The following is a 12,992-nucleotide window of genomic DNA, read 5'->3' on the forward strand; positions in this document are numbered from 1 at the left end:
AGGGATCAGGAGGCGAATTGAAACTTGTAAACTTCCGTCCCTTCAAGGCCTTCTGCGGTACAGATCAACGCTTTGCCATCGCTGCTCCACTGCAGCAGCCCGACATAGCCGGGATCGCCATACACGGTAATTTCGGAGGTCAGCCGATTGCCGTCCAGTTTTCCGGCCAATAGCTTCGGACGCTCATCCCCTGTGCGGGTGAGATAGGAAACGGCATCCATCTGCGGACTTGCCGCCAGATTGCTGAACACGCCTTCCTTCAGCAGAACGGGAGCGTCAGCGCCGGAAGCGAGATAGAGTCCCTCGACACCGTCGATACGGCCGGATATGAGCAGTCTGCCGTCCCGGAGCGTTGTAAAATCATAAATTTCCATCTCAACCGTATCAGATGCCGTATTATCGTCCAGGTTAATGGTATGAATGGCCGAGAGACCCGATGTCACCATCAGCTGTATGGAGAGATAATGGCCATTGGGGGAGAGCATTGGCTTTATAGTTTTGGCTGCCACCTTCTTTTGGTATTCAATCGATTTGTCAATCGATTGGGCGTATTTTGCATAAATAGAGTCGTTTATCATGGCAATTGTTTTATACTTTTTTGGTCCTGTTTTTAAATCATACATTCTGATTTCTGATTTATATCCGTTTCCAGATAAATCAATATACCGGTTATCGTTCAGCAAAGTCGCCCAATACGAGTATCCATTCCAGATGTCGATGGTCTTGTCGTTCACAAGATCATACCAGACGGTAATGATGTCTTTGCCGCCCTGGACAGTGCTGTAAATAAGCCTGGTCCCGTCAGGGGACAAGCTGCTGGATAGAATCGGCTGATTATGGACGATATCGCGGATCTGGTTGTTGTCGATGCTAAAGACGGCAAGTGCGGTCGCGTCATTCATTTCTCCGCTTCCGGAAGCGTGGAACAATATCTGATCCCCGTCCAGCAGCTTGGCCTCCTTCATGGGGCTGTCTACATGGCGTTTGATGATGGTATCGATACGCAGGCCTCCGCCAGCGGCTTCCTGAAACAGCGAAGGGTCCAGCACGACCGTCTTGTCGCCGTCAATCGTCCGTAAGGCAAGCTCCCCCACCCCCAGAAAAGCTGCAATGATGACGGCCATCAGAACGGCCAGCGCCATCATTCGGAAGAAAGGTGCGCGGCTGCGTTCACTCATGATCATGACCTCCCAATTCAATCGTGACTGTCGAACCCTGATGGAGCTGACTGTCAATGGTTACATGCCCGTTATGACGTTCCGCGATCGTCTTGACGATCGCTAGGCCAAGGCCAGCGCTTCCGCGTTCTTCTTTTTTGGTGCCCGCTACACGATAGAACGGATCGAACAGACGATGAAGATGCTCTTCGGCAATGCCCGGCCCCTGATCCTCCACCCGTATGCGGACCCGGTTATCCGCCGCATGTTCGGCGGTAACATGAATGGTCGTGTTCACGCCTCCATATTTGATGGCGTTATCCACCACATTAATGAGCATTTCCCGCAATTTGACCTCATCGCCGATAAGCTGAAGACCCGGCTCATCGGCGCAATCAATTCGGATGCCGTATTTTCTGGCTTTGACCCTCATGTCTTCGCAGACGTCCCTTACCAGATTGGATAAGTCGACCTCATCCAGCCGGTAATCAAAACCTTCCGAAGCGGCAGTCGAAAATTCAATGATCTGCACGACCTTGTCGTTCAGCCTTTGACTTTCGTCCAGAATATATTTCATGCCCTTGTTGAAAAAAACGGGATCCGTAAATCCGTTCTCCATCATGATTTGCGCATAGCCGCGGATCGTCGTAAGAGGCGTCTTCAGCTCATGGGTTACATTATCGAAAAAGGTTTTGCTCATCGCCTGGGTTTCCTGAAGCGTATCCCGTTCCCGCTCTATAATGGCGATTTGCGCTTTGATCTGCTTGACCATGATCATAAATGAACGGGATAAATCGCCAATCTCATCGCGGCTGAGGGCCGGGGGTGCAGTCTCATAGATCCCTTCGGAAACACGCTCAAGACTGCGCGCAAGCTTGCCCAAGGGCTTCGTGATCCGGACTGCGAGCAGGGCGGCGGTCAGGAAGACAAGCAGGAAAATTCCGACGGCAAACCATCTTACGGTCGACAGGAAGCGGCTTGTAAAATCATACAAGCCCGAGTAATCCTTTACCATATGGATAACGCCGATCAATTTACCGCCGGACTCTACGGGACTTGACAGACGGACAGTGGTTTCCGTGCCGGATTGCCGCAGGGAATAGGCGATTTTGCCATGCAGGGACTCGGCGAAGTCGTTGGTTGCAGGCATCAAATCCGCGTTCAGATCGGATAAACCCTTGCCTGCGGGATCGTACACCGATATCGGGCTGCCGACGGCAGCGCCCAGCTCCTTGACAAGACCATCCGCTTCGAAACGGATAGAGTCCTGATCCATTGCGATATTTCGGGTCAGAAAATACTGTTTGACATAAAGCTCGATCGTCTTGTTGGCCTGAATCATGTCCTGATTGATGATGCCCGAGACATTCTGCTCCGTGATTCTCACAGATACAAGGAGCAGGGCGGACAAGCCGGCGAATATAACGACGGTAAAAGACAACAGGAGCTTATGCCGGATGGGAAACCGGATTCCGCCGGTGCTGCTCATGGCATCCGGTACCCTACGCCGAACACGGTTTCGATAACGGAATTCCCGTCGCCGTCGTCAAGCTTTTTGCGCAGCCGCTGGACATGAATGTCGACGGTACGGGTATCGCCGGCAAAATCGAATCCCCAAACCTGATCCAGCAGCTGCGGACGCGTGAATACGATGCCGCGGTTATCGGCGAGAAACAGCAGCAGATCAAATTCTTTGTTCTTCAGATCCGTTTCCTCGTCGTTCTTCCACGCTTTCCGCTGCCTTCTGGCGATTTCAATTTGTCCGCCGATGGCGAGGCGTTCCGCTGCATTGCTCTGGGATTGCTTGATAACAAGCCCGATTCTGCGGAAGATCGCTTTGATCCGCACAATGACTTCGCGCACGTCAAAGGGCTTCGTAATATAATCGTCGGCTCCGAGCTCCATTCCCAGGATCTTGTCCACCATATCGGATTTCGCTGTCAGCATGATGATGGGGATATTCCAGTCCTCCTTCGCCGCAATCTTGCATAATTCGAATCCGCTCCCGTCGGGAAGCATCAGATCAAGCAGGATCAGATCCGGCCGGCCGGAACGGCCCATCGATTCAGCTTCATTCCCGGTGCTTGCGCGCATGACGGAGAATCCTTCTCTCTCCAGGGCATAGACCAGCAGCTCCGCGATGGCCTCCTCATCCTCTACGACAAGAATCTTTTGCTTAAGCATTTATGCTGCACTCCTTAATTTCGGCGCCTCGCGAGGGGACCCTTCGAGGTGCCGAAGTAAATGATCGGGTTGTCTGTCTTTTATTATTGTAGCAAATGAACAGAGGCCATAGCTTCTTTGACAGAGTTTACCGGCTGATTTTACATTTTGGATACATGTAAGCGGGAGCCGGATACATGTTCAACAGTTAGAGAAAGGTTAGGGCGGTGTGCCATTGCCTCCTCCATTTTTTACAATTAAACTAAAAATAGACAGTTCCCAGGGAATAAAATATGTGTTATCATTTAATGAGAACAAATGTTCTGATCAAGGAGATGGATAAATAACGGAAGGAAGATGCAGGTATGGCAATGGATCGGTACGCAGAAATAGACGAGGTGATCGCATTCATACATCAGAACATCTATGATCCGCTTCCGCTTTCCTTATTGGCCGGCCACATAGCTTACAGTCCATATCATTTCACACGCATTTTCAAGGAAAGAATCGGTCTGCCGCCCTTATATTATGTCTCCTCGCTCCGGCTTCAGAAGGCCAAGGATCTGCTGCTGCGCACAAATTTGAGCATACGCGACATCAGTCTGGAGATTGGACAGCAAAGCCTGGGAACCTTTACCACCCGTTTTACCGAGAAGGTAGGCATGACACCGTCCGATTTCCGCAACTCGACGCAGCAGGCGAACAGCCATTTTAATTCCCTGGAAAAGCTTAAAGATTGGCAGACGGCGCATCCTGTTTCCGATCGGCATGACCGGGTAGAAGGGTCCATTCAAGCGGAGATTCCATTTGAGGGCATCATTTTGATCGGCTTGTTTGCCAAGCCTATTCCGGAAGGATTCCCGCTGTACGGAACCGTACTGCCTTCACTAGGGGGCTTCTGCTTTACCGGAGTCAAGCCGGGAACCTATTATTTGATGGCAACTACGATTTCCTGGGGAACGCAGGGAGTGGATCTTCTGCTTCCTCAAGCTACGCTGCGAACCCGCTCGAAGAAGCCTATATTCGTCGGCCCCAATACGATCGTCCCCCATCAGCAAGTCATGCTCCACGTTCCCCGTCTGGACGATCCGCCCATTCTTATTTCCCTTCCCTTGTTGATGAATGTGTTCCTCAATCGGGTTCATCAGAACAATGATCAACAAGAAAACAATACCAATAAATCCGGTTTAATCCATATCAAATAAAACCAGGCTGCCTTCCTGCATGCTCAGCGCAACAGCCCGCCTGATAATCCTCAGCGCATCCGCACAGCATTCATCGAACGAAACAAAGAACGGCCTTCGTTCGCATGGATGCGAAGAAGACCGTTCTTTGTATGCCGGAAGACATAAGGATCAGCTGCGCCTTACGGCTGGCTTGCTGATCCTTACGTTCAGGAGCCTGCGCCGATACTGGCTTTCTCCCGATTGCCCTGCAGCCAGAAGACAGCGGAGAAAACGACGATGCAGACCAGCGCGACAATGAAATTATAGAAGAACACGCTGCGCATGCCGAAGGCTTCGCTGGCAACGCCTCCCGCAATGCTTCCTATGATCCGGGCAATTCCCAGGCTGAGCAGGCCGTTAAATGTTTGACCGCTTGCTTTCAGCTCATTCGGTACTTCCTTGTTAATAACGGTTACCATGGTCACGGACAATACGATAAAGATCAGTCCATGCAGAACCTGAACCGGCAGGGTCCAGTATGGATTCTGAATGACGGAGAACAGATACCAGCGCAGTGCGGCAGCAGCTCCAGCCCCCATCAATATATAAGGAATCTTGACATGCTTGAAGATTCGGTTCGACAGAAGCAGGAACGGAATCTCGCTAAGCGAAGAGATCACCATCGACCATCCCAGCCATGCGCTGCTGCCTCCCAATTCCTTGAAATAAAGGGGGAAGAATCCATAGTAATAGCCGAGAGTGATCTGAAGAACAAAATTGGCGGCCATATAAACCACAAGCTTCCGGTTCTTTAACAGCACCCAAACCCTCATTTTCCTCCCTTTGGATTGATGTCCCTCTATTGCGGGAAAACGCAGAACCAGCAAAAAGCAGACTGCAAGAATGGCAGCGTAAATGCCGAACATCAGGTCAATGCGCTTCTGCGCGATGAGACCGAACAGGATAGACATGATCGCATAACCGACTGTTCCGCCCAACCGGATATGGCTGTAATTGCCCCGCTTGCGCTTGTCCAGAACCTCCAGCGTCACGGCGTCGCTGACAGCAAAAATCGAGGTCTGAAAAAAGGTAAACATACAGATCATGATCAGAAGATAAACGAAGTGATTGGACAAAGGATACAGCAGCATGGATATTCCACTTCCGGCGATCAGCAGCAGCAGGATGCTGTTCTTGGTTCTGGCACGGTCGCTCAGCGTACCCCAGACCGGCTGGGCGAGAATGGCAATCAGCGGACCGAGACTGAGCAGCGTTCCGATCTGCGACTGCGAGAATCCGACATGTTGAAAGTACAGCGGAATGAACGTACCGTATACCGCATTGCTCATATAGATAAAAACGTAGAAAAACAGAAAATACGCAAGATTAACAGGCATGCTCTCCATCCTTTACTCGTATTGACTTCATCCTGGTGCTATAAGACGGGCTCTTAGAGTAGTTCGATGAATGTTTCAGGATTCCTCTACAAAATTACGCCAGTGAGCCGGATCAGGGAGGAGGCCGGGGAGGCGCAACAAAAAAACCCGGTCCGTGCAAACGCTGCACGGATCGGGTTCTACGTAAGACTGAAGTTACAGCACACGGCGTGCGGTAACGTATTTGCTCTGCCAATAGGTTGTGTTCATGCTCGCAATGGTGACCCCTTTGGTGCTCGAGCTGTGCAGGATTTTGCCGTTGCCCGCATAGATCGCAACATGGCTGATTCCGGCGCCTCCCGTATTGAAGAATACAAGATCGCCTGTACTGAGATAGCCCTTTGCCACTTTCTTCCCTGCCGTCGCTTGCGCGACCGATGTGCGGGGAAGCTTGATGCCGCTGGCTTTAAACACATATTGAATAAAAGACGAACAGTCAAATGCGTATGTAACGCCTGCCGGCGCGCCGAAACGGTAAGGAACACCAAGAAATTGGGTACCCGAGCTGATGAGACTTAGAGCCGCGGGCGTAGCGGCATGCGCCGATGGTGTTTGGACGGCTGCGGTAGCTGAGAATCCGATCGCAGCGCAAATGGCTGTGACCATAATGTTTTTCAGGAATGGTTTCTTCTTGAGATTTTTCTTGGTCATGATCGTATACTTTCCCTCCAAGCGTAGGTGTTAATAAACTGTAAACTGTTTCTTACTATAGCACACTTATTTTTCACCAGGATTTCCCAAAAAGAAGGAAACCGCTGTATCTTCAACGGAAAAAACCCGATTATGAGAAGAGAATGAAAAACCTCTCATCTCTTCGGACATGCCGAAAATGATTGCGTTTACAGCTTATTGAATATAAAATTTGATCGAGTGGACGAAGGGGGAGCCATATGAATCGTTTTATTCCTAAGCAGGCGTACATCCGGATTTTCTTGAGTTTATGCATTCTGTTCACGGTCGTCTCCGTACCTTTTGTGTACATGATGACCCATCAGTTCTCCATCTACGCGATGAAACAAATTGATCAGGTGAATGAGACAGAGATAGCACATTCACGGGATAATGCCGAATTTATTTTCAACAAGATGATTGCGTACGGATTTAATATGTATGCGGACAAAAGCATCAGCACCTGGCTGATGGCAAGCGAAGAATCCCAGGGGACCCAGGTCGATGCCATTGTGGCGGCCAATAAATATATGACAACGGAGCCCTTTCTGGACAATGTCTATTTAATTAACATGCGGACTGAGCATACGATCGACCTCAAATATGGCTTATCCTCGTTTCAGCAATTCCGGGACCAGCCGATGCTGGAGATGGCGAAACAAAAAAGGAGCTCTTATCAGCGGTTCTTCGTTCATCAGGTCAATGGTACAACGAAGCTTGCGATGATCATTCCTACCGTCCCGTCCGGTCAGCAATCGTTCGGGTATCTGGTCCTGCTCCTGAATGATGCCTTGATGAAGCAGTATTTGCTCAAGGAGGACGCCAATTCGGAGATCCAGTCGTTTATTCTGGACAATGAAGGCAATCTCATGCTGGGAGCATCCGACTCCACGCAATTGAATATGGAGCTGGCTGCGACTGCGGTGAAGGGTTCAGGCAGCTACACGAAGGATCATAAGGGCGAGTCCTGGTCTGTTCAATATGCGCTGATCGAGCCGCAGGGCTGGTATATCTATCATATGGCCAAGCTGGAAGGCATCCGGGCCGATTTTATTTCCTTCCGTTTGAAAATGATCATATTTGTCTCCTGCCTCGTTGTCGTGCTGATTGCCATCCTGTTCTGGAATTCCCGCCGCACCTATAAGCCATTCTCGCAGATTGCCGATCAATTGGAGATGAAATTCGGCCTTCATTTGAAAAATAATCATAAAGACGACAGCTCCATGGCTGAGTATAAAGTCATCCGCTACGGGATCGAGATGCTGGAAGACCGGATGGGGCAGCTTGACTCCTCCATGCGCGAGCACCGGAATGTCATTAAGACCGAATATCTGAGGCAGTGGATTCTGCAAGGAAAGCTGATCACGCCTGTGGAGCATTATCTCCGCGAACAATCCAGTCTGTTCGAGCACGAGGAGCTCTATGTCAGCGTCATCCGGATCAATGAATTCAGCCGGTTCAAGGAGCAGTATAATTTTGCCTCGAGAAAGCTGATGAAATATGCGATCGGCAATATTGCCGAAGAGGTTATCAACCGCAGCTGGTATGCGGAATCGGTCGACCTTGGCGGCGACCACCTGGCTCTCTTGATATCGGGAGATCATGTTCCCATGAACGAATTGATCGGGGTACTGGAGGAAGTCAGGGAGCAAATCAGACAGTGGACGCAAATACACATCACTGCTGCCGTGAGCGGTCAGAAGTCGTTAAGCGACGATGTGCGCAGTATCTATCAGCATATTCATGAGCTCACCATGCTCAATTTTGTTTCGGGCGCGGAAAAGATTTTTATCGAGCGCGATTTTGAAGACTATATGCAGCGCGTTCAACCGTTGGCCGATGATAATTTGCTCGATGAGCTGATCAAGAAGGTGCGAATGGGAAGGCCAGAGGAAATTGCGGCAAGCCTGGACCTGATATTCGCCCATATGCAGACGATGCATTATACACAAAGCAAATTTCAGCTTTCCTTAATGCTCTACACGCTGTTCAAAACGTTCAATAAGCTGCCTTCCGTGGAATCGGTTGAGGGTATTGAGAATATTCTGGAGTCGTTCGACAAGCTCAGCGGAGTAAGGGGCTGGCTGGAGCAGGAGCTGCTCGGTATCATCGACGATATGAGCAGCAAGAAGGGCGCGAGCCGCCGCGATGAGGTCGTTACGGAAATCGTGGAATACGTAAAGAACCATCTCCATGATCCGATGCTGACCATCGAAGAAATATCCGAGCATCTTTCCTTGTCGACACGGCATGTGCGGCAGCTGTTCAAGGAGGTATTCGACAAGACGCTTTCGGATTACATCCTTCAGGAACGGATTGCCAAGGTGAAAGAGCTGCTGGTATCGACGGACTGGACGGTGACGGATATCGGGGAACGGTCCGGTTTTCAGACGAAAAGCCATTTCTTTACGGTATTCAAGAAAGCAACCGGGATGACGCCGAGTCAATACCGGGAGAAGCAGTGATGATGCGATTCTTTCTGACAAGGGACTTCCGGCTGAACAAGCCGGAGGTTTCTTTGTCGTTACCAGCAAACAAGTATCCTTAAGCCTATAAAATCCGATCACGCAGGAGCCTGGTCCTATGTGCAGTTCTGCCCCCGACAGCCTGTCATTTCCGGTTTACGCACCTTACTTCCGTATTGAGAACCTTGATTCCATGCGGTTTCAGTACCCGTATTCCATTATCAGAACTATACAGGGGAGAGGCCGGCATCATAAGCTTGGTCGTAGAAAAACAAATCATCTCACACCAGGAGAGGAGACGAAAGCAAAGGTGGCCATACTTAGAGAAATCGTGAAGAACAAGTATTTGTATGTTCTCGCACTGCCGGGATTGCTGTTTTTGATCGTGTTTGCCTATATTCCTATGGCAGGGCACTTGATTGCTTTCAAAAAATATCGCCTGGCCGATGGATTATGGGGGAGCGAGTGGGTCGGGTTTGATAATTTCAAGTTCTTCTTTATGAGCAGCGACTGGTACAAGGTTACGTTCAATACGATTTTTCTGAACGGCTTGTTCATCGTATGCGGACTTGGAATCGCACTGATTCTTGCGATCTTTCTGAATGAGATCCGCAATCTGGTATTCAAGAAGATCGCCCAGTCCTTCATTTTCATGCCGTATTTTATTTCCTGGCTCGTTGTCAGCATGATGGTGTTCGCTTTTCTGAATACGTCGGACGGCATACTGAACCGGACCTTAATGTCTTACGGAGTAGAAGGGGAGAACTGGTATTTGAAGCCCGGACTTTGGCCGGCCATTCTAACCATTATCTATATCTGGAAGTTTGCCGGATACTTCTCGATTATCTTTCTGGCTGCGATTACGGGCATTTCGGGCGATTATTACGAAAGCGCGCGGATTGACGGGGCAAGCCGGTTTCAGCAGATTATCCATATCACGATTCCGCTGATCCGCAACGTCGTCATTGTTCTTGCACTGCTTGGCGTCGGACGGATTTTCTATGGCGATTTCGGCATGATTTACGGAATAGTGGGTGACAACGCTCCGCTGTATCCAACAACCGATGTTATCGACACCTACTCGTTCAGAGCGCTTCGCCAATTGGGAGATTTCAGCAAATCATCGGCTGTTATCCTGTACCAGTCCGTTATGGGACTCATTACGATCGTGGTCTTCAATGCCATCGCCAAAAAAATCGACAAGGACTCCAGCTTGTTCTAAAAGAAAGCAGGTAAGCGAATGGAAAATTCAATCCGTCAGGTTAAAACGATGAAAGCGATGAGGGTCAAGACGGACAGATCCCTCTCCGAAAAACTGTTTATTATTTTCGTTTATGCCTTCACCGGCGTATTTGCTCTAATCTGCCTGCTTCCGTTCTGGCTGGTGCTGATCAATTCATTCGCCACGGAGGCGACGATGAAGCAGCATGGCTATCAATTGATTCCGAAGGACTTCTCGCTCTCGGCTTATCAATTTCTGCTCGAGGGCAAGCAGGTGTTCAGCAGCTACGTCGTGTCCACAACGGTGACGGTCGGCGGTACGATTCTCGCTCTTCTGCTCACCTCCATGTATGCCTACGTGCTGGCTCATCCAAAGGTGAAGTACCGCAACATTCTGAGCTTTCTCACTTATTTTACGATGATCTTCGGGGCTGGTCTGGTCGGCTTCTATATCCTCATCGCCAATTGGCTAGGTCTGAAGGACTCCCTGTGGGCGTTAATTCTGCCCTATATGCTGAACCCGTTTTTCGCTTTCATCATGGTATCCTTCTTCCGGACTCTGCCTTATGAAATCAATGAGGCGGCAACGGTTGATGGCGCGAATGACTTGACGATATTCTTTATAATCATTATCCCGATTTCCAAACCGGTTATTGCCACCGTAGGGCTGTTCTACGCGCTTCAGTACTGGAATGATTTCTTCCTGGCGCTGCTGTTCATCGACAATTATAAGCTTCATCCGCTGCAAATGATGATCCGGCAGCTCATTTCCAGCATCAACATCAGCGCTTACGTAGGCGGCAGTCAAACGACTTATACGCAGCCTTTGCCGACTTATGGGGTGCAGCTGGCGACCGTGTGCCTGACCATCGGGCCGATTATCTTCCTGTACCCGTTTATTCAGCGGTTTTTCGTGAAGGGGATTACGATCGGCGCGTTGAAAGGATAGTCTTGATCCGGAATCTTCCGGTTAAGAATACAACTTCCGATAAACTTCATACGGGAGTCAGACAAACATTATAGGAGGGTCAAGTCAATGGGAATTAGAAAGATGCTGGCAATGATTATGGTTATATCGCTGATGATGGCGGTGGCGGTCGGGTGCGCATCCAATGCGAAAGAATCCGGCAGCGCAGCCGATCCGGCACCGGCGAACACGGGAGGGGAACCGGCTGAGGGCACCAAGCTTGATCCGGTGACGCTGAAGATTGTGATGCCAGGGGACCGTCCGGCGGATATGGACCTCATTATCAAAGAAGCCGAGAAAAGAATGGCGGATACACTTAACGTCAAGCTGGATATCGTATTCGTGCCGTTCTCCGATCTTGCCCAGAAAACACAGGTTATGCTGGCGTCCGGGGAGAATGTCGACCTGATCTTTGACGCGCCGTGGCTTCATATGGAGCAGATGGTCAGTGCCGGTTATTATGAACCGCTGGAAGATCTGCTGGCCAAATACGGTCAGGACGCTGTAAAGGTCAGATCCCAGCAGATGTTTGATGCGAACAAGTTTCAAGGCCAAATTTATGCCCTGCCCCTTGGCAACACGCATCTGGCAGGAAGAACGTATGTGGTCCGCAAGGATCTGCGAGAAAAGTATGGCTTGCCGCCCATTAAAACCTATGATGATCTGATTAAATTTGCTTACAAGGTAAAAGAGAACGAGCAGGATGTTATTCCGCTTCTCGCATATGGCCAGCCTGGACAGAAGGATGTTTCCTGGGGCGCGTTCAGAGCCTTCATGGAATACGATCCCCAATTCCTGAGATCGGACGCTTTGGGCCAAAGCCTTGTCCTGTATTACAAAAACAACGACGGCAAAGTCTACAACCTGTTTGACCAAATGGAGCCGCGAATCTGGTCCTGGATTGAAGAAGCCAGAAAGCTGTATCAGGATGGGCTGATTCACCCGGATATTCTCGCACTGAAGGATATTGACTCCGTCATTAATTCCGGTAAAGTGGCGGTGGCTGTCTATAATGAATTCGGCGTGCCGTCCAGTCTGGGCAGCGCTGTAGCCCAGAACGTTCCGGGCGCAGAATTGGAAGCGGTAACGTTCATTAAAATGGAAAAGGGCCAAAACATCACCAACTTCAAGCAAGCGAACTTCCAGGCGATCCCGAAAGTCAGCAAAAACAAGGAACGCGCGATGATGTTCCTGAACTGGACCGCACAGAAAGAAAATTATGATCTCCTGGCTTACGGAATCGAAGGTACGCACTATGAAACGGTTGGCGAAGATCAATACAAGCAGATCGGATCGAACTATTCCTATTTCCCGTACGCCTGGATTTGGAATCCGACGATGGACCGTCTGAATGCCGGGTTTGATGAGGATACGCTCAAGCACTATGAATTCAACAAAAATGCCGATAACTTGACCTCCAGCATTTTGACCGGCTTCTCGTTTGATCCGGGACCGGTTATGAATGAAATTTCCTTGTACAATGCCGTTGAGGACAAATATTATAATGCCTTGTTCGACGGCGTTCTTGATCCGACCGAGCAGTGGAACAAGCTGAAAAGCGAAGGCGAGGGCTACGCCAAGAAAATCCAGGTTGAGCTGCAAAAACAAATTGATGCGTTCCTGGCCAAGAAGTAAATAAGGATTCATTCTGTTGCACCAGGCAAGCCGGAGAGGAGGTGATCATTGATCGCGCTTGCCCGGTGCGATTTTTTATGAGGATTGGATGGAATCACAAATCGCTTTTCATT

Annotated in this window: 10 protein-coding genes; 5 read left to right on the plus strand and 5 right to left on the minus strand. The window is 49.8% G+C overall.

Annotated features, from left to right (window positions below; translation table 11 throughout):
- Positions 1 to 5 precede the first annotated feature (5 nt).
- The 3 genes from AC0YNV_RS04335 to AC0YNV_RS04345 are packed head-to-tail and all read right to left on the minus strand — an operon-like array spanning position 6 to position 3,341.
- A complete protein-coding gene (locus AC0YNV_RS04335; protein ID WP_475766137.1) occupies positions 6 to 1,178 on the minus strand; it encodes a WD40 repeat domain-containing protein in 1,173 nt (390 codons plus the stop codon).
- Positions 1,171 to 2,646 (minus strand): sensor histidine kinase, encoded by a 1,476-nt coding sequence (locus AC0YNV_RS04340; protein ID WP_475766139.1) that lies wholly within the window; start codon positions 2,644 to 2,646, stop codon positions 1,171 to 1,173. Before AC0YNV_RS04340 ends, AC0YNV_RS04335 begins: the two co-directional genes overlap by 8 nt.
- Positions 2,643 to 3,341 carry a response regulator transcription factor gene (locus AC0YNV_RS04345; protein WP_475766141.1) on the minus strand — a complete coding sequence of 233 codons (699 nt, stop codon included), beginning with the start codon at positions 3,339 to 3,341 and terminating at the stop codon, positions 2,643 to 2,645. The genes AC0YNV_RS04340 and AC0YNV_RS04345 overlap by 4 nt, the downstream gene beginning before the upstream one ends.
- 350 nt (positions 3,342 to 3,691) lie before the next feature.
- Here AC0YNV_RS04345 and AC0YNV_RS04350 point away from each other — a divergent pair, with 350 nt between their 5' ends.
- Positions 3,692 to 4,525 (plus strand): helix-turn-helix transcriptional regulator, encoded by an 834-nt coding sequence (locus AC0YNV_RS04350; protein ID WP_475767296.1) that lies wholly within the window; start codon positions 3,692 to 3,694, stop codon positions 4,523 to 4,525.
- A 188-nt stretch (positions 4,526 to 4,713) separates the two neighbouring features.
- Here AC0YNV_RS04350 and AC0YNV_RS04355 read toward each other — a convergent pair whose 3' ends face one another.
- Positions 4,714 to 5,883 carry an MFS transporter gene (locus AC0YNV_RS04355; protein ID WP_475766143.1) on the minus strand — a complete coding sequence of 390 codons (1,170 nt, stop codon included), beginning with the start codon at positions 5,881 to 5,883 and terminating at the stop codon, positions 4,714 to 4,716.
- Between the two features lie 195 nt (positions 5,884 to 6,078).
- A complete protein-coding gene (locus AC0YNV_RS04360) occupies positions 6,079 to 6,573 on the minus strand; it encodes a C40 family peptidase (RefSeq protein ID WP_210043918.1) in 495 nt (164 codons plus the stop codon).
- Between the two features lie 239 nt (positions 6,574 to 6,812).
- On the opposite strand from AC0YNV_RS04360, the gene AC0YNV_RS04365 reads away from it, so the two are divergent.
- The 4 genes from AC0YNV_RS04365 (at position 6,813) to AC0YNV_RS04380 (ending at position 12,879) form a co-directional block, all read left to right on the plus strand.
- On the plus strand, positions 6,813 to 9,056 hold the full coding sequence (locus AC0YNV_RS04365) for a cache domain-containing protein (RefSeq protein WP_475766146.1): 2,244 nt from the start codon (positions 6,813 to 6,815) through the stop codon (positions 9,054 to 9,056).
- A 310-nt stretch (positions 9,057 to 9,366) separates the two neighbouring features.
- Complete coding sequence (locus AC0YNV_RS04370; protein ID WP_379112641.1) at positions 9,367 to 10,278, plus strand: ABC transporter permease; 912 nt, start codon at positions 9,367 to 9,369, stop codon at positions 10,276 to 10,278.
- A 57-nt stretch (positions 10,279 to 10,335) separates the two neighbouring features.
- On the plus strand, positions 10,336 to 11,226 hold the full coding sequence (locus AC0YNV_RS04375; protein WP_475767299.1) for a carbohydrate ABC transporter permease: 891 nt from the start codon (positions 10,336 to 10,338) through the stop codon (positions 11,224 to 11,226).
- An 87-nt stretch (positions 11,227 to 11,313) separates the two neighbouring features.
- A complete protein-coding gene (locus AC0YNV_RS04380) occupies positions 11,314 to 12,879 on the plus strand; it encodes an extracellular solute-binding protein (protein ID WP_475766149.1) in 1,566 nt (521 codons plus the stop codon).
- Positions 12,880 to 12,992 lie beyond the last annotated feature (113 nt).

The sequence above is a fragment of the Paenibacillus sp. JT31N11 genome, from assembly GCF_056269285.1.